The 24,417-nt window shown below is 62.8% G+C and carries 18 protein-coding genes; 17 read left to right on the top strand and 1 reads right to left on the bottom strand.

Going from position 1 to position 24,417, the window contains the following annotated elements; all coding sequences use genetic code 11:
- Positions 1-4,028 (bottom strand): hypothetical protein (locus OES25_15295; protein MDH3629010.1); only part of this gene is annotated, 4,028 nt, incomplete at its 3' end.
- Positions 4,029-4,433: 405 nt separating this feature from the next.
- Between OES25_15295 and OES25_15290 the strand changes: the two genes are divergently transcribed.
- The 17 genes from OES25_15290 to OES25_15210 all read left to right on the top strand — a co-directional run.
- Positions 4,434-5,558: a VWA domain-containing protein gene (locus OES25_15290; GenBank protein MDH3629009.1), complete on the top strand. Its 1,125-nt coding sequence runs from the start codon at positions 4,434-4,436 to the stop codon at positions 5,556-5,558.
- A gap of 16 nt (positions 5,559-5,574) precedes the next feature.
- Positions 5,575-6,276, top strand: a complete 702-nt coding sequence (locus OES25_15285) for a response regulator transcription factor (protein MDH3629008.1) — start codon at positions 5,575-5,577, stop codon at positions 6,274-6,276.
- Complete coding sequence (locus OES25_15280; GenBank protein ID MDH3629007.1) at positions 6,273-7,850, top strand: HAMP domain-containing histidine kinase; 1,578 nt, start codon at positions 6,273-6,275, stop codon at positions 7,848-7,850. The genes OES25_15285 and OES25_15280 overlap by 4 nt, the downstream gene beginning before the upstream one ends.
- A gap of 280 nt (positions 7,851-8,130) precedes the next feature.
- The gene (locus OES25_15275) at positions 8,131-8,541 is read left to right on the top strand and encodes an Rrf2 family transcriptional regulator (GenBank protein ID MDH3629006.1); all 411 of its coding nucleotides are present in this window, start codon (positions 8,131-8,133) and stop codon (positions 8,539-8,541) included.
- Positions 8,542-8,552: 11 nt separating this feature from the next.
- Positions 8,553-10,490: an FAD-dependent oxidoreductase gene (locus OES25_15270; protein MDH3629005.1), complete on the top strand. Its 1,938-nt coding sequence runs from the start codon at positions 8,553-8,555 to the stop codon at positions 10,488-10,490.
- 2 nt (positions 10,491-10,492) lie between these two features.
- On the top strand, positions 10,493-10,996 hold the full coding sequence (locus tag OES25_15265; protein MDH3629004.1) for a ubiquinol-cytochrome c reductase iron-sulfur subunit: 504 nt from the start codon (positions 10,493-10,495) through the stop codon (positions 10,994-10,996).
- The gene (locus OES25_15260; GenBank protein ID MDH3629003.1) at positions 10,997-12,493 is read left to right on the top strand and encodes a cytochrome b N-terminal domain-containing protein; all 1,497 of its coding nucleotides are present in this window, start codon (positions 10,997-10,999) and stop codon (positions 12,491-12,493) included. It begins immediately after the preceding gene.
- Between the two features lie 13 nt (positions 12,494-12,506).
- Positions 12,507-13,715 (top strand): cbb3-type cytochrome c oxidase subunit II, encoded by a 1,209-nt coding sequence (locus tag OES25_15255; protein ID MDH3629002.1) that lies wholly within the window; start codon positions 12,507-12,509, stop codon positions 13,713-13,715.
- Between the two features lie 64 nt (positions 13,716-13,779).
- Positions 13,780-15,681, top strand: a complete 1,902-nt coding sequence (nosZ, locus tag OES25_15250; GenBank protein ID MDH3629001.1) for a Sec-dependent nitrous-oxide reductase — start codon at positions 13,780-13,782, stop codon at positions 15,679-15,681.
- Positions 15,682-15,737: 56 nt separating this feature from the next.
- Positions 15,738-16,385: a hypothetical protein gene (locus OES25_15245; GenBank protein ID MDH3629000.1), complete on the top strand. Its 648-nt coding sequence runs from the start codon at positions 15,738-15,740 to the stop codon at positions 16,383-16,385.
- Positions 16,382-16,885 (top strand): hypothetical protein, encoded by a 504-nt coding sequence (locus tag OES25_15240; protein ID MDH3628999.1) that lies wholly within the window; start codon positions 16,382-16,384, stop codon positions 16,883-16,885. The genes OES25_15245 and OES25_15240 overlap by 4 nt, the downstream gene beginning before the upstream one ends.
- Positions 16,886-16,912: 27 nt before the next feature.
- Positions 16,913-18,316, top strand: coding sequence for a nitrous oxide reductase family maturation protein NosD (nosD, locus tag OES25_15235; protein MDH3628998.1), 1,404 nt, complete (start codon positions 16,913-16,915; stop codon positions 18,314-18,316).
- Positions 18,313-19,227 (top strand): ABC transporter ATP-binding protein, encoded by a 915-nt coding sequence (locus OES25_15230; GenBank protein MDH3628997.1) that lies wholly within the window; start codon positions 18,313-18,315, stop codon positions 19,225-19,227. The genes nosD and OES25_15230 overlap by 4 nt, the downstream gene beginning before the upstream one ends.
- 17 nt (positions 19,228-19,244) lie before the next feature.
- Entirely contained in the window at positions 19,245-19,973 is a 729-nt protein-coding gene (locus OES25_15225; GenBank protein ID MDH3628996.1) for a hypothetical protein, read from the top strand.
- Positions 19,970-20,797 carry an ABC transporter permease gene (locus OES25_15220; GenBank protein ID MDH3628995.1) on the top strand — a complete coding sequence of 276 codons (828 nt, stop codon included), beginning with the start codon at positions 19,970-19,972 and terminating at the stop codon, positions 20,795-20,797. Before OES25_15225 ends, OES25_15220 begins: the two co-directional genes overlap by 4 nt.
- Before the next feature lie 168 nt (positions 20,798-20,965).
- Entirely contained in the window at positions 20,966-21,604 is a 639-nt protein-coding gene (locus OES25_15215; protein ID MDH3628994.1) for an outer membrane beta-barrel protein, read from the top strand.
- A gap of 183 nt (positions 21,605-21,787) precedes the next feature.
- A partial coding sequence (locus tag OES25_15210; GenBank protein MDH3628993.1) for a hypothetical protein occupies positions 21,788-24,417 on the top strand: 2,630 nt, incomplete at its 3' end.

The following is a 24,417-nucleotide window of genomic DNA, read 5'->3' as shown; positions in this document are numbered from 1 at the left end:
GTAACCGAGACGACCAGACGCAGTTGTGCCGTTTGCCCGACACCGAGACTAGATGTACCAGCGTTAAGCAGACTCGGGTCGCCCGAGCCATTGAAACCGCCGTTGACCGCGAGGCCACCACCAGGGTCGGCGACAATCGTCGGACCACTAGTGATCGAGTAGTTCCCAGATCCGAAAGCGGTGTCGAGGTCGTCGGTGACCTGCACGTTGGTCAGTGCGACGTTGCCGAAGTTCTCCAGATAGAAGTCGAGGGTCACCGCAAACGGACCCGCGCCGCTGACGGAGGCGTCTTTAGCGATACCGATTAAAGGATTCTCGGTCAGGTCAATCGGCGTATCGCTCGTATCGTTGCCGGGATCGCCACTGTTGTCGGCGTCGGGATCCGCACCGTCCACCGAGTCGTCGGTTACACGGCCGCCGGGGCCGCTGGGCGGGTCGCCGGCGGCGACCGAGGAATTTGTGTAGCTGCCAGTCGCCGTAACCGAGACGACCAGACGCAGTTGTGCCGTTTGCCCGACACCGAGACTAGATGTACCAGCGTTAAGCAGACTCGGGTCGCCCGAGCCATTGAAACCGCCGTTGACCGCGAGGCCACCACCAGGATCGGCGACGATCGTCGGACCACTGGTGATCGAGTAGTTTCCAGAGCCAAACGCGGCGTCCAGATCGTCCGTCACCTGCACGTTGGACAGCGCGACGTTGCCGAAATTTTCTAGATAGAAATCGAGCGTCACCGCAAACGGACCGTTACCGCTGACGGAAGCGTCTTTCGCGACTCCGATGACCGGATTCTCGCTTAGGTCAATCGGTGTGGCGCCTATATCGTTACCTGGATCGCCGCTGTTGTCGGCGTCGGGGTCGGTCCCGTCCACCGAGTCGTCGGTTACACGGCCGCCGGCTCCGCTTGGCGGGTCGCCACCAGCGACTGCGGAGTTCGTGTAACTCCCAGTCGCCGTGACCGAGACCACGACTCTAAGTTGTGCAGTCTGACCAATACCCAGACTCGAGGTGCCTGCGTTGAGAAGAGTCTGATCGCCGGATCCATTGAAGCTTCCGTTGACGACAAGGCCACCACCTGGATCGGCGACAATCGTCGGACCGCTGGTGATCGAGAAATTTCCGGACCCAAAAGCGGTGTCGAGGTCGTCGGTGACCTGCACGTTGGACAATGCGACGTTGCCGAAGTTTTCCAGATAGAAGTCGAGGGTCACAGCAAACGGACCCGTGCCGCTGACGGACGCATCCTTCGAGACACCGATTGACGCAGCCTCCGCGAGATCGATCGGCGTGTCGCTCATATCGTTGCCGGGATCGCCGCTGTTGTCAGCGTCGGGGTCGGTGCCGTCGACGGAGTCATCCGTCACACGGTTGCCTGCGCCGCTGGGCGGGTCGCCGCCAGCGATTGCGGAGTTCGTGTAAGCGCCGGCAGCCGCGACCGAAACGACCAGGCGCAACTGGGCTGTCTGGCCGATACCCAGGCTGGATGTACCCGCATTAAGCAGGCTCTGGTCGCCGGAGCCATTGAAACTGCCGTTGACCGCTAGGCCACCACCAGGATCGGCGACAATTGTCGGGCCGCTAGTAATCGAGTAGTTCCCAGAGCCAAACGCGGTGTCAAGATCGTCCGTCACCTGCACGTTGGACAGCGCGACGTTGCCGAAGTTCTCTAGATAAAAGTCGAGGGTCACCGCAAACGGACCCGTGCCACTGACGGACGCATCCTTCGAGACACCGATTGACGCGTTCTCCGCCAGATCGATCGGCGTGTCGCTTATATCGTTGCCCGGATCGCCGCTGTTGTCGGCGTCGGGGTCGGTCCCGTCCACCGAGTCATCGGCCACACGGTTGCCGGCTCCGCTGGGCGGATCGCCGCCGGCGACTGCGGAGTTTGTGTAGCTGCCAGGTGCCGTAACGGAAACGACCAGACGCAGTTGGGCTGTCTGGCCGATACCCAGGCTGGATGTACCAGCGTTAAGCAGGCTCGGGTCGCCCGAGCCATTGAAGCCACCGTTGACGGCGAGGCCGCCACCGGGATCCGCGATGATCGTCGGGCCACTAGTGATCGAGTAGTTTCCAGAGCCGAAAGCGGTATCGAGGTCGTCCGTCACCTGGACGTTGGACAGCGCGAGGTTGCCGAAGTTCTCTAGATAGAAGTCGAGGGTCACCGCAAACGGACCCGTGCCGCTGACGGACGCATCCTTTGAGACACCGATTGACGCGTTCTCCGCCAGATCGATCGGCGTGTCGGACATATCGTTGCCGGGATCGCCGCTGTTGTCGGCGTCGGGGTCGGTGCCCGCGACCGAATCGTCCGTCACCCGGCCAGCGGGACCGCTGGGCGGATCGCCGCCGGCGACTGCGGAGTTCGTGTAGCTGCCTGGCGCCGTAACGGAAACGACCAGACGCAGCTGGGCCGTCTGGCCGATACCCAGACTCGAAGTACCTGCGTTGAGAAGAGTCTGATCACCAGAGCCGTTGAAACCGCCGTTGACGGCAAGGCCCCCACCAGGATCCGCGACGATTGTTGGTCCGGAAGTAATCGAGTAATTTCCCGAGCCAAAGGCAGTGTCAAGATCGTCAGTGACCTGCACGTCGGACAGTGCGACGTCACCGAAGTTCTCTAGATAAAAGTCGAGCGTCACCGCAAACGGTCCCGTCCCGGAGACGGACGCGTCCTTCGCTATTCCGATCACCGGCGATCCACCGACATTGGCGGTCGCCTGGCCCGGTGAGTCATCCGTGTCGGTAAGCGTCGTGTCGATCTGGACGGCACCGACGTGAGCCACCACACTATTGACGTAGTCGCCGTCGGTCGCGGGTAGGGCAACCTCGTAGACGAGGTCGGCCGTTCCACCCGTGGGCACCACGAATGAGCCCGTCCAGGTCAGCGTCGACCCGCTGATGCTAGGGTCCGGGATCGACACTCCGCCGAAGGTCGAAGTTCCCAGGTTGTACGTGGCGGCGGCGGGAGAGGTCGGCAGAACATCGACGATGTCCTGAAGCGTGGCGTCGTTGCAGTTCGGCTCCGAGAGCGGACAATCGAGCGAGGTTGCGGAATTCGTGAATGTCACCGTGTAGGTCACGTTGCCCGCGCCGGGCATCGTCGTCGGGGAAACCGACTTCGAAAGGATGGTGACGTTCACGGCCGGCTGAATCTGCGGAAGACCGGCGAAGCCCGACGGGTCCGTGTGCTTGATCTGGGTTCCGCTCGAGACGTGGATCATCGGCGTCACGTCGGTGGGTTGGCTCGTCGATGCATTGGCCACGAATCGATAGACCGCCGCGTAACAGGACGTCTGATTCCAGTCGATCTGGAGCTGTTCGGTGAAGTTCCCGCCGGCGAGGGGCGTCGTCGAGCAGTTACTCCCCTGGATTCCGAAGAACGTGATGTCGCTACTGATCAGGCGGAATGCCGTGGCGGGCCAGCCGTTGTCGCCGGCGGGGCTGAACTGGAGTACATCCCCGGATCCGACGGTGCCGGTCCGTCCTTCGACCTGCATGGTGATGATGCCACCGATACTCGCGGGGTCGGGACCGCTGACCACGACGTCGACTTTGTTGGCGGAGGCCGAGATCGACGTTTCCACATCCGTGAACGAGAACGCCTCGACGTGGATCTGGACGGCGCCGGGAAGATCCGGACGGCGGTCGTAGACGTGCAGCGTGTGCCCCTGAGCGTTCCCCGACGATGACGCCGCAGTCAAATAGAAATAGGCCGTCTTCGTCTCGGCGACCGCGAGGGGGCCGAGTTTGTAGATGCCGTCTTCACCCGAACCCAGACCAACCTCGCCGCCGGTAAACGAATCCAGCGTCACCCAGACGTCGTCGTACGCCGAAGGATCGTCATTGTTGATCCGGTACGCGGCATACATTCCACCGAGGTTGTTTGTGCTGAATTTGGTGCTTATCAGGAACGATCCGTCACTCGATGTACGGGTGACGTTAACCGCCTCAGCCGGCAGCGCCGCGATCAAAACAACGACAGCAATTACAAAAAGGGAACAGCGTTTCAGGATGCGCCGAATCAAGGTCCTCTCCGCACGCACAATTGTGCACTATCCGTAAATTCTAAAGACATGGGGGTCCTCTCCCAATCACAATCTAGGGTCGAAAACTCTCAAGACACAAGCGGTGGAGCGGCGCGGCCAGGCCATCCAATCCGGTTTTCGGCTGTCCAGCGTCCCGGATTGAGCCGGGGGGGTCCATTAACCCCAGTTTCGATCAAGCGAAGAACGCCCGTCGGTCAATCTGACCGATTTGTGAAGACGATGCGACGTCCTTCCCTTCATACTTAAGGAATCTCATCTCGAGCCGGCACGTCTGATATTCGAGCGACTATCGGGCCGGATGGGGCTGTTACACAGCTGTGACAGCATTCTCATCGGCCATGGGGCATCCTTCCTCACTGAGAACAGATTCCTGGAGGAACCCCGATGACGACAGCCGGAACGATTCGAACCGCCCTTATTGCCCTCGCCATTCTGCTTCTGACGCTCACCCCGTCGATGGCGCAGGAGACACGCCCGGTTGACGTGGTGGTCATGCTGGACACATCGGGCAGCATGGAGAACCTGCTCGACGCCACGCGGGCCCGCGTGTGGGATGTTGTCAACGAACTGGGCCGCATGAAACCCACGCCCGAGTTGCGAGTCGGTCTAATCAGTTTCGGCACGGATAAGGCCACCGCAGATCAGGGCTTCATCATCCAGCACGTGGACCTGACCTACGAACTGGACGAGGTCTACGCTGAGTTGATGGAGTTGACGACCGGGGGTGGCGATGAGCTCGTCGGACGCGCGTTGAACGAGGCGTTGGACGGCATGAATTGGTCGCCGGAACACGACGCCCTCCGCGTGGTGTTCGTCGCCGGCAACGAGTCGGCGGACCAGGGCGTCGAGGATGACGATTTTCGCATCGCGGCACGAGCGGCCCGAGATCGGGACATCATTATTAATGCTCTATATGCAGGTAATCGCGAACAGGGTGTCGTCGAGAAGTGGCACGAGATCGCCCAGGCCGGCGAGGGCAACTTTTCCGCCATCGACCCCTCGACCGGATCGATCCAGATCGCAGCCCCTCAGGACACTTTATTGCTCGAATTGAACGGCAGGCTCAATACGACGTACGTTCCCTACGGTGAAAAGGGGCAGGATGGACTGACCAACCAGATCGCGCAGGACAGCAATGCGTCGCGTCTGGGCGTTCAGTCGTGTAGCAGCCGCATCGTGGCCAAGGGTGGCGCTCTGTACAACAATGCTTCATGGGATCTTGTGGACAAGTCGCTCGAAGATGGCTTCAACTGGGATGCGATCTCCCCTGCCGACCTGCCCGAGGAGATGCAATCGATGACGATGGATGAGATGATTGAGTTCATCGACGCCAAGCGCGCGCTACGTGAGGGTATCCAGACGGAGATCCAATCGTTAAGCGATGCGCGCGAGACGTTCGTTAGACAGGCGATCGCCACCCGGATTGGCGAGGCGGGACTCGGCGAGGCGATGCGCAACGCAATCCGAGAACAGGCGATGGCCAAAGGCTTCAATTGCGACGGGTGTTAGTGCACTAAGGGTTATTTTGCCGCAAACAACAATCCTTGTAGTCGAAGACGACGAACCCATCCGGCGCGGGCTTTCTGACGCCCTACGCTACGCCGGCTACGCGGTCGAGGAGTGTTCGAGAGGCGACGAGGCGCTGTCCACGGCCTACGCCGCGTCTCCGGATTTGCTACTGCTGGACGTGGTGCTTCCCGGCAAGGATGGGTTCGAGATCCTGCGTGAGCTGCGCGAGTCGCACCCGCAGTTGCCCGTGATCATGCTCACCGCACGCGGAGTCGAGGAAGACCGCGTGCGCGGGCTCAAACTCGGCGCCGACGACTACGTGGTCAAACCCTTCAGCGCTACCGAGCTTCTGGCCCGCGTTGAGGCGGTATTACGCCGTTCGGCCGAGAGGCCAAGCGACGTTCGCGAAATACAACTCGCTGATCGCACGGTGCAGCTCGAGTTGGGTCAGGTCGTTCTGCCGAACGGCGACAGCTACACGCTCTCAGACCTCGAGACCCGACTGTTGCGTTATCTCGCAGTCAACCGCGAACGCCCCATCGATCGGAAGGAACTGCTACAACGAGTCTGGGGTGGCAACGCGCGTGAGATGGAAACACGCGCGGTGGACATGCACATTCGCCGCCTACGAGAGAAGATCGAGCCAGACGCCGCCAACCCCACCCGGATCGTTACCGTGCGCGGCAAGGGCTACATGTTGACGTGGGAGCCGTCGTGAGCCGCGCAGCCAGATGGTGGGTTGTCTTCGGCGCGTGCAATGTCATCGTCGCCCTGGCGCTAATCTGGACGACGCGGGTCGTCGTCGATCTCGAACGACGAGAACTGGCCGCGCGCGCGGAGACGGATTATCAGCAGTCATTGCGTCTGGCGATGTGGCGCATGGATTCGTGGCTGGCAGTCTTGTTCGCACGGGAGGCGGCGCGGCCAAGTTCCGATTACCTGTCGCCTGACCTGGAGTCGGATTTCGTCGAACTCCGTTTCGAGATCGACGCCCAGGGCCTGGCCGCGTCCGCACAGGAATCCCTGGACACCTATCGTGGGTATCTGGATCCGAATGCGGTGCACCTCGCCTTCTCGGCCACGGATGGCCTCGTCGAGACCAAACTGGCCGACCCCCAGCAAGATCCATCCCAGCTGGTCAAGACTCAGAACGAGTTCGACGCGCGGCTCGCCTGCGGAGTTCCCCGTCCGCCGGGTGAAGATCTGGCGGGACGTCAAGTCGTCGCCTGGCTCGAACCGCCGGCTCCCCAGAGCGAACCCGCACTGGCATTCCTCCGACGAACCGAGCTGGACGGCGCCGATCGGATTCAGGGTTTTATCCTCGCCTGGCCGCGGTTGCACGACCGTCTCTTACTCGAGATCGACGACCTGTTCCCTGACGCACGGCTTGAACGCGTCGCTTCAAACGAACCGACCGACCCTCTCGGTCGTGGGCTGGCCAACATCCCGGTGAAAATGGTCGCAGCGGCGCAACCGGTGCTGCCGACGACAGGCTTCACCGCCGGACGCACCGCATTGACCGTGGCGTGGCTGGCCGCGATCGTGGCCGCCATCGTCGTGGGCGCGACCCTGCGTAAGAGTATCGATCTTGGTGAACGTCGCCGTCGCTTCGTCTCGGCGGTGACTCACGAACTGCGAACGCCGTTGACCACCTTCCAGATGTACTCGGAGATGCTGGCCGACGGACTGGTGACCACCGAAGAGCAGCGTAGGCAATATCTGCAGACACTCAAGGACGAATCGCAACGGCTGTCGGCCATGGTGTCCAACGTGTTGACCCACGCACGCCTGGAGGAGCGGGGCGGCTCGCGTCAGTTCGAGTCGATGACCTTGAACGCGTTGCTCACTCGTCTGAAACCTCCGCTGGAACGTAGCGTCGAGTCGACACCGATGACACTCTGTCTGGACGTCGACGGTCCGGATGACATCCCGCTTTCCGTGAATGCGGAGGCCATCGGTCAGATCCTCGGTAACCTCGTCGATAATGCGGCGAAGTATGCCAACGGTACGACATCGCCAACGATCCGGCTGAGCGCCGCGGCCAAGAACGGCTCGCTCGTGATGACCGTTCGCGATCACGGTCCGGGCATACCGCGCGAGCAGGTTCGCGTCGTCTTCGATCCCTTCGAGCGCGGCGGCAGAGATCCGGCGGACCCGGTACCCGGAGTGGGTCTGGGTCTGGCCCTTGCGCGTGGACTTGCTCGCGACCTGGGCGGAGAGTTGACGCTCGAAAGCCCGAGTGACGGTGGGGCACGCTTTCGACTTGAATTGCCGACGGTCGCGGAGACTTAGCCCATCACGATAGCAACGGCTATCCTGTGCCGATGAACTCACGACGCCAGCGGATGACACTGATCGCCGCCCCGGTGCCTGGGGCTGGGTCGCGTTCCAGGTGAGTCCCCAAGAAATTCCGGGGAGGCCTCGTTTGCCTGACCGACCGAATTACCGGAAACGGTGGTCGCCACCCCGCTGAGGCGGAGGGTGCCAAAACTCGACGCATCCGGTCCATTGGTCCCCCGCTGTTTTATGCTCGATTCGGCTATTATTTGGACCCATGGATCGAAACGTCTAAATGTTCTCCACCACCTCGGAATATGCGTTGAGAGCGATCGTCGCCGTTGTCCGGGCGAACAAGGAGTCCGGCGTACAGGCTCGCGAGTTGGCTCGCGAGACCGGGGTCCCCTCGAGCTACCTGTACAAGATCCTCGCGACGTTGCGCCGCAGCGGGATCCTCTCCGGGTCGCGCGGCAGTCACGGGGGCTACCACCTCGGCCGCGAACCGCATGAGATCCCGCTGATCGATATCGTCTCGCTGTTCGAGGTGGTCCGCACGAACAAAGCGTGTCTGTTGAGCGAAACCCAACCCTGCGACGACACGAACCTCTGCAGCGCCCACCAACACTGGGAGCATGTGCAACGCACCTACCTGGATTTCCTCACTACGAAGACGATCGCCGATCTCGCATCACCAAGGAGTGAATGATGGGAGACGGATTGTTCAAGGCACGCTTCAATCCGATCACCTGGTATCGGGAGAACGTGCCCTGCATGCAGGCCTGCCCGGTGCACACCGATTCCGGCCGCTACGTCCAACTGATCGCCGAGGGCCGCTTCGAGGAGTCGTTCCTCATCGCGCGGTCATCCAATCCGCTGGCCTCGGTCTGCGGTCGCATCTGTGCCGCACCGTGCGAGGACGCCTGTCGGCGTGGCTGGATCGACGATTCGGTGACCATCCGGCCGCTCAAACGATTCGTCACCGAGCAATTCGGTGCCGAATCCGCACGGCCGGAGTCGTACCGCACCTTACTGCAGATCGAAGATCCGCCGGCCGAAGCCGATCCGGATCCGGGCTGCAGCCGCGCGTGGCACCTGTCGCGCCTGTCGAGCGCCTCCTCTGCGCGCGCCGAAACCAAACGCAAGGTCGCGATCGTCGGCGCCGGTCCTGCGGGGCTCGGCTGCGCGCACGACCTGGCGCTGATGGGCTACGACGTGACGGTGTTCGAGGCGTTGCCCGAGGTCGGCGGAATGCTGCGCTACGGCATCCCGGAGTACCGCCTTCCGCGCGGCGTGATCGACCGCGAGGCCGCGATCATCGAGCGGCTCGGCGTTACGTACCGGACGAACACGCCGCTGACCGCTGACTACAACTTCCAGACGCTGCGCGAGGAAGGCTTCGAGGCGTTCTTCATTTCCATCGGCGCGTCGCGAGGCCGCGACCTGAACATCCCCGGAGTAGACAAGGACGGTGTGATCAAAGCCGTCGACTACCTGCTCAACCTGAACCGCGGCTACCGCGTGGATCTCGGCGACAGCGTCGTCGTCATTGGGGGCGGCTCGGTAGCGCTCGATGCGGCACGCACCGCGGTGCGCGAGTTCTACAACCCGATGGAGGAGATCGAGATGTCGGCCGAGGCCGTCGTCGGGCAGCCGGCGATGGACGCCGCGCGCGGAGCCCTGCGTTCGGGGGCCTCAAAGGTCCATGTGATCTCGCTCGAGGCGCTCGAGGAAATGCCCGCCAGCCGTACGATCCAGGGCAAGGAAGAATTGCGCGAGGCGCTCGAGGAAGGCATTGAATTGCACCCCGCATGGGGCCCACGCGCGATCCTCGGCGACGAGCGGGTCACGGGCGTCGAGTTCGTCCGCTGCAAGCGGGTTTTTGACGAGGACGGCCGCTTCAGCCCAGAGTTTGATGAGTCCGACACGATGACACTCGACGTGGACTCGGTCGTGCTTGCGATTGGTCAACAACCCGATTTCGACTTCCTGTCCGCCTCCGACGGCGTCGATTTGCACCCCAGCGGCACGGTCAAGATCGATCCAGAGACGCTGGCCACGAGCGCGCCGGGTGTGTACGCTGGCGGCGACGCAGCATTCGGCCCGCGCATCGCGATCGAGGCCGTGGCCAACGGCAAGACCGCGGCACAGTCGATTCACGCGTTCCTCGGCGGCGGCGAGCAGGTCAGGAACTTGCAGGTGCAGATCACACGCATCCCGTCGGCCGACTACACGATGCCCCGCGGTTACGAGAAAATCGAGCGCGAGGCGGCGCCGACGACGGACGTGGATCGGCGGACCGGCATCGCCGAGGTCGAACACGCGATGACCGAGGAAAGCGCCCGGGCGCAGGCCGAACGCTGTCTTGTCTGTCACGTGGACACGATTTACGACCCGGAGCTCTGCGTGCTCTGCAACCGCTGCGCCGATGTCTGCCCCGAGAAGTGCCTCACGTTCGTGCCGATCGAACAGGTGGAGATGCCCGCGGAACAGCGCGAGGCGGCGCTCGCCCAGTACGACCATGATCCCGCCGGCGTGCTGACCGTGTTGCTTAAGGACGACGCCACGTGCATCCGTTGCGGGCTCTGTGCCGAGCGCTGCCCGACCGAGGCGATGACCATGGAGCGTTTCAATTTCGTCGAGTCGCTCAGGAGTTAAGAATGGAGAAACAACAACCCCGCAGGACCTTCTTGACGTGGCTGACCGGCAGCATCGTCGGGCTCGGCACCGCACTCGTCGGCTGGCCATTCTTGCGGTCGCTCGCGCCCAACGTGCTCTACGAACCGCCGAAACGGATGCGCGTCGGCGCCCCGGACCGCTTCCAGGAAGGCGTCACCTACCTCGACAAGGAACGACTCTACGTCTTCAAGGATGGCAACAGCTTCTATTGCATCTCGGCGGTCTGCACGCACCTCGGCTGCACCGTCAAGTACGCACCGTACAAGCGTAAGGAAGTGCAGACAGTGCGTAACCTCGAGTTCACCTCAGGCGGTGAGTTCCACTGCCCGTGCCACGGCTCCAAGTTCTACGGCGACGGAACCAATTACTTCGGGCCGGCCCCACGCCCGCTTGCGTGGCACCCGGTCGAGGTGTCGATGGCTGATGGTCAGCTGGTGGTCGATCTCGGACAACGCGTCGAACGCGACTTCCGATTGGTGGTCTAGATGGGCTTGTTTTCGAAGAAGAGCTTGTGGGAAAAGCTGGTCTGGCCCTGGGCCCCGGCCAGTGATCGCGAGGCCGGTAGTGGGATCGTCTCGAATTTCCTACTGCACGGGTTCCCCAACCGCATCTCGCTGAAGAGTTTCGCCTTCGGCTACTCGTTCTACCTCGGCACGATCTCGTTCGTGCTGTTCATGATCCTGACCGTGACCGGGATCGTGTTGATGTTCCTCTACATTCCCTCGGTTGAGCGCGCCTACTGGTCGATCAAGGACCTTGAGTTCGCCGTCAGCTTCGGCTGGCTGTTGCGACGCGTACACCGTCTCTCCGCGCATCTGATGGTTGCGGTGGTCTTCTTGCACATGTTCCGTGTGTTCCTCACCGGCGCGTACAAGGCGGGTAGCGTGGTCAAGTCGGCGCGCCCATACAACTGGGTACTCGGCGTAGTGCTGCTTGTGCTGACACTGCTGCTGAGCTTCACCGGCTATTTGCTGCCGTGGGACCAACTGGCGTTCTGGGCCATCACGGTCGGCACCAACATCGCTGCCAGTGTGCCGTTGATCGGCGAGGAGATGCGCGAGTTCCTTCTCGGCGGCACGATCATCGGCCAGCCGACGCTGATCCGGTTCTACGTGCTGCACTGCGTCTTCCTGCCGCTGATACTGTTTGGCATTACGGGATGGCACATGTGGCGCGTGCGCAAGGACGGCGGGCTTGCGATCGTCGACACGGTGCGCCGCGACGCCAGGGAAACGGAACCTGCGCAGCCGAAAAAGTCGAAGACCTACAGCATCCTCGGCATCGCCGCCGGGACGACCGTGCAAGTCTCCGATCCCACGACCCTTAACAAAGACAACTCGCTGCCGGCGACCCCGCACATGACCACGAGGCTACTGTGGGTCACGTTGCTGACCGTTGCCGTCACTCTGGCGCTGGCGCTGTTCATCCCCGCGCCGCTCGAGGGACCTGCCAACCCCGAGGTCACGCCCAATCCGGCCAAGGCGCCGTGGTACTTCCTGGGACTGCAGGAGCTCGTCGGCTACTCCGCGTTGATGGGCGGCGTGATCATCCCGGGGATCGTGGTCATGGGCCTCGCCCTGATCCCGTTCATGGACCGCGAACAGCGCAGCATCGGTACGTGGTTCACCGATCGGCCGGGCCGGCGCTGGGCCTACTTCGGGTTCCTCTACGGCGCGCTGGTCACCTGCCTGTGCGTCGCCAGCTCGATCTTGTTCCCGGTACGAAGCGTGTTCAGCGGGTTCGAGAGCCAACTGTTCTTCGACCTCGTCAACCCCGCGACGTTGCTCGTGGCGCTCTGTGCCGTGCTGTACTTCGTCGTGGCGCGGGTCACGAAGTCCACGCGCCACGCGGCGATCGCCACGTTCTGCGCGTTCATCATCGCTTTCATTCTATTGACGTACATCGGCACCGCATTGCGCGGTCCGAACTGGGAGTTCTACTGGCCCTGGCAGGCGTGGCCGGAACATCCCGGAAGAATTTAGGGCCGAGGTCACGATGATCAAGAGGGTCGGCAAACGCGAACTGATACTCGTGCTGATCGCCGGGGGTTTGACTCTAGTCGCCGGGATCGCGGCGATCTACCGGGATTCGGCACCGGACTGGAAGTACTACCAAAGCGAGTTCCGCGCGATCGTCGCCGAGGAGATCGGCGTCGAGCAGGTGGCCGAGGCCCCGCGTGGGATCCAGCAGATCTGGGTCGAGCCGCTGGAGATCGTAGATCGTTGCACGACTTGCCACCTGGGAGTCGGCTGGAAGGGGCTCGCGAACGTCGAGCAGCCGTGGGCCAGCCACCCGGCGATGGAGTTGCTGGGCACGCACCCGATCGAAACTTACGGCTGCACGGTCTGCCACGGCGGACAGGGCTGGGCGCTGACCGCCGAGGATGCCCACGGGTTCGTCGAACACTGGGAGCAGCCGCTGCTCAGCGGGATCGTTGGTGCCGACTACGCCCCGAAGAACCCCCCTCCGCTCTACGAGATCCAGTGCAACTTCTGCCACCGCTACGAACGCGAGACCGATGGCATGACCTACATCAATGACGCCAAAAAGATTGTCCGCACGAAGGGCTGCAAGGTCTGTCACGGCATCAACGGCAGCGGCGGCGGCCTCGGGCCCGATCTGACCCACGAGGGCGACAAGCATGCCGAGGGCTTCGACTTCAGCAACCTTACGACGAACCTGCAGACCGTCTTCCAGTGGCATATCAAGCACTTCCAGTCACCACCGACGGTTGTCCCCGACACGATCATGCCCGAGATGAACTTTCAGTCCCGCGAGGCGCAGGCACTGGCGATGCTGGTGATGAGCTGGCGCGACGACTCCGAGCTGCCGCGCGCCTACCTGCCGGGCGTCGAGTTGAAGGACGAGATGACGCCCGAGGAGATCGAGCGCAACCAACAGATGCGCGAGGGCGACGGCGCGTTCTTCGTCGAACACAGCTGCTTCGTGTGTCACAGCGTGAAGGCGTTCGGCATCGAATCGCCGACCAACAAGGGACCGGATCTCTCGCTCGCTCCGGAAGACGTCCGCGCTCGATTCAACAAGACGGTCGAGGAGTTCATGTTCGATCCGACCGGCACCATGAAGATCATCCTCGAGAGTCAGATCCCGTTGACCGACGAGCAGAAATGGGAAGCGATCGAGAAAATCACCAAGGCTTACGACATCGTGAAGAACCGCGCACTGGAAGAAGACATCAATTGAGTATTCAACACTGCTCGAGGAAGCATGCCGATTCGCCGCATGCTCCTCGATGGGAGGCATACCGATGAGAGCCCGAAACATATCCACACTCGTGCTGCTGGGATTAGTCCTGCTGCTCGTAATTGACCTCGCGGGCTGCGCCCCGGAACCACCCGGACGCGGCGGTCGCGGCGGTCGTAGCGGCGGCAGCAGCGGCTCCGACGTGACCGATGCCGCGCTGGCGACCTACGTACCGCCCGGCGATCTCGACGAGTACTATCTGTTCTATTCCGGCGGGCACAGCGGGCAGATCTTCGTCTCGGGCATCCCGTCGATGCGTCACATCGCGACGATCCCGGTGTTTTCGCCGTACCCCGGCACCGGCTACGGCTTCGACGACGAGAGCAAGGAGATGCTCGGCGGCTACAACTGGGGCGACTCGCACCATCCCGGCTTCTCGGAGACCAACGGTGAGTACGACGGTCGCTGGCTGTTCATCAATGACAACGCCAACGGCCGCATCGCGCGGATCGATCTGGGAGATTTCAAGACCAAACAGATCATGACGATCCCCAACATCTCGGCCAACCACGGCAGTTCGTTCGTCACGCCAAACTCGGAATACGTGACGATGTCCACACGAATGTCGGTGCCGTTCCCCGAAGGCACCTATGCCGATGTGACGGAATACGGCACCAAGTACAAGGGCATTGTCGCGGGTATCAAGATCGATCCGGACTCCGGCGAAATGAGCCTCGGTTGGGAGATCGTCGTCCCGCCCTTCAACTACGACCTCGGCGACGCGGGTAAGGGTCCCAGCGAGGGCTTCATCTTCTTCACCTGCTACAACTCGGAACGCGAGTTCATCGAGGGCGGCAAGCTCGAGGTAACCGCGTCACAGAAGGACAAGGACTTCGTCCTGGCTATCGACTGGCGCGAGGCCGAGAAAGCCATCGCCGCGGGCAAGTACGACACGGTCTCGGGCGCCAAGGTGATCGACCCGCTCAAGGCCCCCGGCGTCGCCTACTTCATGCCGTTGGCCAAATCGCCGCACGGTGTCGACGTATCGCCCGACGGACAATGGATCATCGGCTCGGGCAAACTGTCCCCGACGACGACTGTGTTCAACATCGACAAGATCAAGCAGGCGATCGCCGACAAGGACTTCGAGGAGACGATCGACGGGATCCCGGTGCTAACCTACAACTCGGTGCGTGAGGCTGAGGTACCGGTCGGTCTGGGCCCACTGCACACGCAGTTCGACGGACGCGGATACGCCTACACCTCGCTGTTCGTAGAGAGTGCAGTGGCCAAGTGGCAGCTGCCGCCCTACGACGATCCCTCCGACATGGAGCAGTACGTCGTCGACAAGATCCCGGTGGCCTACAACATCGGGCACCTCGTGACGGCCGAGGGCGATTCGATGTCGCCGGACGGCAACTACCTCGTGGCGCTGAACAAACTGTCCAAGGGCCGGCACCTCAGCGTCGGGCCGTCGATCCCCGAATCGGCGCAGCTGATCGACATCAGCGGCGACAAGATGAAGCTGCTGTATGACGCCTTCACCGAACCCGAGCCGCACTACTCGGTAGTGATCAAGGCGGACAAGATCGATGCTTACGAGGTCTACCCCAAGGAAGAGTCCGACGACCCCAACGCCATCTGGGCCGCAGAAGACGCCCGCGTCGAACGGCGCGGCAACACGGTCGAAATCTGGATGCTGGCCGTGCGGTCGTTCTTTGCGCCAGATGTTATCCGCGTCAACAAGGGCGACAAGGTGATCGTGCACATCACCAACATCGAGCAGACCCGTGACGAGCTGCATGGATTCGCGATCAACGACTACAACATCAACATCGTCATCGATCCCGGCGAGACCAAGAGTGTCACATTCACAGCGGACAAGTCGGGTGTCTACGCGTTCTACTGCACGAACTTCTGCAGCGCCCTGCATCAGGAGATGCAGGGTTACATGCTGGTCAAGTAAATCCGGTGGCTCCGGCCTGGCCCACGTCAGGGTCGGCCGGAGCGCACGAGGCGTAGATGATCGACATCTTCGGACGGACCGCGGCGAGACTCGACCGCAACCTGACCCTTACCAGCCGAGTGCTGGTATTGCTGGCCCTGCTGGTGGTGATCCCGACGTTCGTCGTCCCACTGTGGCACATGACGTTCGTGGCCCAGCAATACCCGGAGGGTCTGGAACTGTACGTCTACAGCCACGACCTGGTGGGTGGAAACAAGGGCAACGACCTGACCGAGATCAACGTCCTCAACCACTACATCGGGATGGCTGAGTTGCGGCCGAGCGACTTCAGCGAGTTGAAGTGGATTCCGCTTGTAATTGGGCTGATCGCCGTGATGACGCTGCGGGCGGCGGCGATCGGCAACGTGCGTGCGGTCGTCGACGTGATCGTCGGCTCGATGTACTTCGGCGCGTTCTCGATGTGGACGTTCTATTCGAAGATGAACTACTACGGCGCCAACCTGGACGCGCGTGCGTCGGTCCAGGTAGAGCCGTTCATGCCGCCGATCTTCGGCTACAAGCAGGTGGGCCAGTTCGATGTCTGGTCCTATCCGGCGCTGGGAAGCTACCTGTTTCTCGTTTTCGGGCTGCTGCTGGTCGGCGCCGTCTTTCTTTCTTATCGGCAACAGCGCTCGGATTCGAACGCTGCCGGAGGCAAATCATGAGAGGTTTACTGATCGTAGTGTGTATCGCGGGGCTGGCGTTCGGTTGCGGTGGCGGCGAGAGCGGCTATGCCGATGAGGCCGCGGCTCCGGAACGCGTATTGATCAAGTACGACGTACCGGAACCCATGGAGGTTCCGGAAGCCGTCGTACTCAACTCCGACGACGACTGGGAAGGCAAAGTCCACAACAAGGACATCGAAATTGTCGGCGTGCTCAACGTAATCAATCCCATCGCCGCGTTCATCACGGCGGGATTCGAGCAGTACGGCGATCGTTTCAGCGACGTCTTGCAGGAAGAGTGGGAGGACACGCAGGTCCAGTTGACCGCAGCGCTGACTCTCTACGAATCGTGCAAGGAACGCCGCGCAGCCGGTGAGTTCGACAAGCAGCTGTTCCTCGACATGGAGGAAGTCTGGCAGTTGCTGGTCAAGACCGGCGTCGCCGGCGTGCGCACCAAATCGATGGTCGACTCCGAGGTCAAACGAATCACCGCGACTTGACACCGCGATTCCGCTAGACTGCTCGCCGTGGATTTCACGGAACTTGTGCGTCGAACGTTGAGGGGCACCCTTGTGCTGTGCGCCGCCCTTTCGTTCGCGGTGGCGTCGGCAGCGATCCACCATGTCGCCCAGGGCGAGTCGATCACGGAAACGCTGCAACGGGCCGAACCCGGCGACATCGTGCGCCTGATCGGCCATGAATACCATGAAAACGTCGTCATCGACGTCCCTGTTACGCTGGTCGGCGTACGCATGCCGGTGATTCGCGGCGATTACCAGGGCAACGTCGTGCACATCCGCGCGCCGGGTACCGAGATTCGCGGCGTGCACGTCAGCGAGGCCGGCTCGCGGCTGACCAAGGACATGGCGTGCATTCTGATCGAGGCCGATGACGTGACGGTCCGCGATAGCCGGGTCTCGGAGTCGCTGCACGGCATCTACGTCAAGGGCGGCAACAACGTCCTGATCGCCGGCAACCGCATCGAGGGTCGGACCGACCTGATCGAGGCCGACCGCGGCAACGGGATCCATCTCTGGAACTCGACGGGCAACCGCATCGTGGACAACGAAATCTTCAATGCGCGAGACGGGATCTACTTTTCGTTTGCGAGCAAGACGGAGATCAACCGCAACCATGTCCACGACGTACGCTACGGACTGCACTACATGTACTCCAACGAGAACACGTTCAGCGACAATCTGTTCGAACACAACGTCGCCGGTGCGGCACTGATGTATTCGGAGGACATCCTGTTTGCGCGCAATGTCTTCGCGCGCTGCCGGGGGTACCGCGCCTACGGAATCCTGATGCAGTCGATGAGCCGCGTGACGGCAAAGTCCAACCTGATCCTGGACAACAGCCGCGGACTCTTCCTCAACAACGCCGACAGCAACGTGTTCGAGCGCAACGACATCGTGGACAACGACCTGGCCATCCAACTCAACGGCGGGTGCGACGGTAACCTCTTTGCGCGCAACAACTTCCTCGATAATCTCAGCGAGTTGCTGCTGGACGTCAGCGACCGCGAGACGCGATGGGCCGACGACGATGCGGGCAATCACTGGAGCCGCTACCGGGGCTACGACCTCGACGGCGACGGCGTCGGCGATGTCCCGTTCGGCGTGCAGAACGTGTTTCAGGTACTGGAGTCGAAGGTCCCGGAGGTCCGCTTCTACCTGTTGAGCCCGGCGTCCGAGATGCTTCGCGCGGCCGAACGCGCGCTGCCGATCCTGCGACTGGGTGACGTCGAGGATCCCAGGCCGCTGATGCGTGCGGCCGACAACAGCGAGGTGCCCTGGGAACTCGCCGGGCATTTCGCCGGCACGCCAAGTCCGGGATGGGCCGCGGCCTACGTCCTCGGCGCCGTGGGGCCGCTCGGGTTGCTGGTATTCTTCAGCCGTCCGCGACAGCGGCGGCCGGGCACCCGATGATTCACTTCGAGCGCTTCGAAAAACGCTACGGAAAGTTCCTTGCCGTCCAACCGCTCGACCTGCATGTTCGACGCGGTGAGACGCTGGCGCTGTTGGGTCCCAACGGAAGTGGCAAGACTACGATCCTGCGATCGATCGTCGGCCTGCACCGCCCAAGCGCGGGACGCATCCTAATCGACGGTCTCGACGTTGTACGTGATCCCGACGGTGTCAAACAGCGCTTGTCATACGCGCCGCAACGGGTGACGCTGCCCGACATGTTGACCGCACGCGAGATCGCGTCGATGTTCGGGCGGCTGCGGGACGTGCCGGAGACGCGGATCGACGAGGTACTGGAGCTGTTCGGCCTCAGCGACGAAGCGGATCGGCGAACCCGCGAGTTCTCCGGCGGCATGCTACAGCGCCTCGGCCTCGCGATCGCGCTGTTGAAGGACGTGCCGTTGCTCGTACTCGACGAACCGACGGTCAACCTCGACCTGATCGGGGTCGACCGCCTGCACCGGATGATCGACGAGGCGCGATCGAGGGGCACGACGGTGGTGTTCTCGTCGCACCTGGTGCAAAGCGCGATGCAACTGGCCGACCGTGTGGCGGTGTTGGTGGACGGCCGCTGCGTCCAGCTCGAGGAGGCACCGGTGTTTCGCGCGGCGGTGGCCCAACAGACGCTGGTGCGCGTGGTGCTCGACCACGCGTCGGACGCGATGGTCGAGGCTAGCCGCATCGCCGGTGCGGATTCTGCCCAGCGAAACGGTACGCAACTGTCGTTCACCGCCTCGCCGGAACGCCGACTGGAGATCATCCGCGCGATCGAGGCCGCGGGTGCGGTCGTCGCCGAGATCCACACCGAGGTGCCCGACTGGGAGGCGTTGATCCGCCGTCACTTCGCGACCGACGAAGAGACGTCAACGTGATCCGGGCGTGGTGTCCGGTGGCGCTGATCGTCGTCGCCCTGGCGGGCTGCTCGGGCGAGGTGAAGCCCGGGGTCACCGCCGGCATGGACGCCTGCCGCGAGTGCGCGATGGTCATCGACCGGCCGGAGCAGGCCTGCGGTTTTGTCGAGGGCGGGCAATTCGTGACATTCGACTCGCCCGTGTGTCTGCTGCGGCACTACGAGGCCCGGCCTGGCGCGCAGCGGCCTCCCGTCGGCGCGATCTACTTCGCCGACCATGGGGATGGCGCGATGCATCCGGCGGCGGAGGTGACGTTCTTGATGACCGAGCACCTGCCGACGGTGATGGAGGCCGGGGTCGTCGCCTTTGCCCGGCGAGAGGATGCCGAGGCGGCGCTGGGCCACGACGACGAACGGCTGACCGACTGGGACGGCTACCGGCTGGCGCGCGGCACTCCGGACCGCGTAATCGAGGTGCGCTTCGGGCCCACAGGCCTGGTCCCCGAGAGCGTCGAGGCCTCCAAGGACGAGTTGTTGTTGTGGAACGCGGCCGCCGGCGACGACCTGGAGCGCGACCTGGTCGTGTCGATCCGGGGCTACCCCGAGGTCGGTGAGATAGCGATCCCGGCCTCCGGCGAAGTGGTCACGTTCCGCATGCGAGCCGTGCGCCCGGGTGCCGGCTTTCCGCTGATGGAATCCGGTTCCGGCGAGGCGCTGGGGATGTTGCGGGTGCTCGGCTCGCATACCGCCGACGAGGAGGCGCGATGAGGTCTGCGGTGTGGCTGATCTGCCGGCAGGAGTTCACGCTGAACCGCCGGAATCGCTGGGTCCTGTCGTTCGCGCTACTGTTCGCGGTGTTGACGCTGGTGCTGGCGTATTTCGGTATGGTCACGTCGGGCTACGCCGGGTTCCAGGACTTCACGCGCACGGCCGCGAGCATCGTCAACCTCGGCGGTTTCCTGATCCCACTGTTCGCGATGCTGCTGGGGGTGTTCAGCTTTATCACCAACCATGGCTACTTCGAGATCCTCATCACGCAGCCGGTGCCGCGCTGGAAGGTTCTGCTCGGCCGATACCTCGGCTTGCTGCTGACGATCGTCGGCGCCTCGCTACTCGGCTTCGGCTTGCCCGGCGCGGTGATCGCCCTGGCGATCGGCGTCGCAGGGGCGCAGAGCTACCTGGCGGTCGTGGCCTACTCGATCTTGCTGGCGATGGTGTTCACCGGCCTTTCGGTGTTGATCTCCCTGATCGCGCAGCGACGGCAGATCGCCCTGGGCCTCGCGCTCGGCACGTGGGTCTTCTTTGAACTGGTCTACGGCATGCTGATGCTGGGAACGACACTGTACCTGTCGCCGGCGGTGCTCAAGACCGTGTTGCCGCTGGGCTTGATGGGCAATCCGGTGGACATCGTGCGCGTGCTCTCGCTGCTGCAGGTCGGCGGCGACCACCTCTACGGCCCGGCGGGGGCGACCCTGATGAAGCTGACCGGGTCGAGCGTGGCGACCACGGGAATCGGCCTGCTCGGGCTGCTGGTCTGGGTCGTCGTTCCGCTGGTCCTTTCGATGCGGATCCTCTCGCGCCAGAACCTCTGACCGTATCCAGTGCGCCGTCTCCCGGCAAGCGAGATTGAGGACAATTTCGGTCCTCGTTAGCGCTGGATCGGCCATGCCAACGATGATCCCATGCTCTTGCGCCGATCTTCGATCGTGCGCTGAACATAACTGTGCGTGACCGACGCGCTAGATCGGAGGACCGACTCTATGCATACGAAGAAAGTCTGGATCGGACTGTGTGTCGTCTTGGTAATCGCCCTGACCGGTGTACCCAACGCGATGGCGGAGGACGACAACTGGCTCCTGCGAACGCGACTTCTGTTCATCGCCCCTAACGACGATGCCGACGGAGTGCTCGAGAGCGTGAGCACCGAAGTCGACGCCGACGTGACGATCGAGGTCGACGCTAGCTACTTCTTCACCCCCAACTGGTCGGTCGAGGCCATCCTGGCGACGGCCGCGCAGGAGGTCACGGCTGATCTCGGCGGCGGCCGTGTCAGCCTTGGCAGCGTGTACCACGCCCCGGCCACGGTGCTCGGCCAGTATCATTTCAACACCGACGGCAAGTACAGCCCGTACGTCGGTGCGGGCCTGAACTACACGATCTTCTACTCCGAGTCGGGCACGCTGGCGGATCTCGATCTGGACTCCGGCAGCTTCGGTCTGGCGGCCCAGGCCGGCATCGACTGCACGATCGGCGAGGGGAAGGTCTTCAACTTCGATGTGAAGTACATCAACATCGAGGCCGATGTCAGCGACCCCGACACTGTGCTGGTCGGCGGGAGCCTCGGCATGGTCGAGGTCAATCCGCTGGTCGTCGGTGTCGGCTTCGGTTTCCGTTTCTAGTCAAATTCGGAAGGACGTCGACCAGCCCCAGGACACGAGGGCGAATCGAAAAAACCACGAGGAGGCCCTGATCAGGTTCGAGACGGCGCGGGACGCCGAATAAGGTAGGCCCGAAGCGCTTTTTGCAGTAAGAAACCACCTGAGTGGGATTGCCACTCACGTCGGGAACTTACGGAGGCAGGCGTGAACGGGAACATCCGTCGGGTTCGGGTCGCGGTGTGGGTGGTTTTCTCGCTTCTGGCGTGCGGCCTGTTCGCGGCTGAGCCCACTCCCCGGTTGACGGTCGAACAGACTGAAAAGGGCAGCCTCCTGTCCGTCGAAGGCGAAACGCCGTTTCACACCACGGCGGCGAGGATTGTCGAACCTCGATTCATCCGCCTCCCTGCCACCGGCACCCGTCTGGCGTTGTGGAACGAAGAGCGCGGTGGTGTCTCGCGGCCGTTCTACGCCATCGGCACTGACGGCGGTCCGCTGAGCCACGCCAAACAGACCTCCTACTCGCTGAAGATGTTGCATCGCCGTTTCGACCCGCTGTTGCAGGCGCCCTCCGTCGAGCCTCGACTCGCCGCATCGCCGAACTCGAATCTCTACATCGTTCAGTTCGTGACCCAACCGCTCGAAGAGTTTCGCGCCGAGATCCGCTCGTTGGGCGGCACGATCAACGGTTTCCTCGCAAACCACTCTCACATCATTAAAATGAGTCCCGGGGTTCGGGACGAAGTCGAAGCGCTGTCGTATGTCCGCTGGGTTGGCCCGTACCATCCCGCCGATCGGTTGGAGCGGTTCCTGCTTGACCGCGTGGAAAAGGCCGACGCGTTCTATCCCCTGCTTCGCTACAACATCCTCGTGTTCGACGGTGGCAAGCACGCCGTCGCCCAACGGATCGCCGCGATGGGCGCGACGGTCGATCGCCCGAACGCGGGCAAGCATCTTGTCGAGGCCACGCTGACCCCCGAACAACTGTTCGAGGTCGCCGGCTGGGACGAGGTCCAGTTCGTCGATCGCTGGAGTCCGATGGAACGGGACATGGACGTCGTACGTGAGATGGGTGGCGCCAACTACATCGAGACCGTCGACGGCTACACCGGCCAGGGTGTACGTGGTGAGAGCTTCGACGACGGGTTCAACCCGAACCACCCCGATTGGGCGTCACGGCCGGCACTGCTCCATGGAGGTGCAACGGTCTCCGGCAATCACGGCACCGCCACGGTCGGCGTTCTGTTCGGCGACGGCAGCGGCGATCCGCTGGCCCGCGGACTGATGCCCGACGGCCAGCCGATCATCACCCAGTATTCGAATGTCGGTATCAGCGGCGGGACACGCTACGCGCACACGGGCGAGTTGTTGCAGTCGCCCTACTTCGCCGTGTTCCAGACCTCGAGCGTCGGCGACGCGCGCACATTCAACTACACGTCGACTTCCGCCGAACACGACACGATTCTTTTCGACTGGGATCTGCTGCACTGCCAGTCGCAGAGCAACGCGGGGAACCAGGACTCGCGACCTCAGGCCTGGGCCAAGAATGTGGTCTCCGGAGGCGCCGTCCAGCACTTCAATACGCTGACTCGCGACGACGACTGCTGGTCCTGCGGTTCGGGGAGCATCGGACCCGCCCAGGACGGCCGCATCAAGCCCGATCTCAGTTTCTTCTACGACAGCACCTACACGACCTATTCATCCGGGACCGGCTATGGGCAGTTCGGCGGCACCAGCGGTGCAACACCGACGATCTGTGGGCACTTCGGACTCTTCTTCCAGATGTGGGCCGACGGGATCTTCGGCAACGACGTCGACCCCCAGGGAACGGTGTTCGACAACCGTCCGCACATGACGACCGCGAAGGCCTTCTTGATCAACACGGCCGACCAGTATTCGTTTGTCGGGCAGACGCACGACCTCACTCGCGTGCATCAGGGCTGGGGTACGCCTAGCGTCAAGAACCTCTACGACATGCGTGACGACATCTCGTTCATCGACGAGACGGAGATTCTGGGCAACCTCGAGAGCATTGAGTATGTCGCCATCGTCGATCCCGGATCGCCCGCGATGCGCCTAACCATGACCTACGCCGACCCTGCCGGGAACCCGGCCTCGTCGGTCCACCGTGTCAACGACGTGACACTCAAGGTAACGTCACCATCGTTTGTGACCTACTGGGGCAACAACGGCTTGCTCGATGGCAATTGGTCCGTGCCCGGTGGCACCGCGAACACGATCGACACCGTCGAGAACGTGTTTATCGAGAACCCCGAAGCCGGCGTCTGGACCGTCGAGGTGTCCGCCGACGAGGTCGTCGAGGACGGCCACGTCGAGACACCGGAGATCGACGCCGACTTCGCACTCGTCGTCAGCGGAGCGTTTCTCAAAACCTGCACGTCCGATGGCGCCATCAATCTCGACGGCGTCGCGTTCGCCTGTACCGATCAGACCAAGATCCGCGTCATCGACTGCGATCTGAATCTCGATGACGCTATCGTCGAGACCCTCACGGTCACGATCGTCTCCGGCTCCGAACCGACCGGCGAAGACGTTCTGCTCACGGAGACCGGGCCGGAAACCGCGCGATTCGAGGCGACCCTTCCGATCGATACCGCCGACGCCCCGGGAACTCTACTCGTCTCCGCCGGCGACCTCGTCAGTGTCGACTATCTCGACGCCGACGACGGCATGGGTGGAACAAACATCGCGAAGACCGACCAGGCGATCGTCGATTGCACGGCGCCGATCATCAGCAACATCGTGACGGCGGACGTCCAGCCACGTAGCGCGACGATCACGTTCGATACGGATCAACCAGCCCTCGGCACCATCCG

The sequence above is a fragment of the Acidobacteriota bacterium genome (assembly GCA_029861955.1).
Lineage (GTDB): Bacteria > Acidobacteriota > Polarisedimenticolia > Polarisedimenticolales > Polarisedimenticolaceae > JAOTYK01.
Note: the sequence above shows the minus strand (reverse complement) of the source record. Positions and strands in the feature narration are given on the sequence as shown.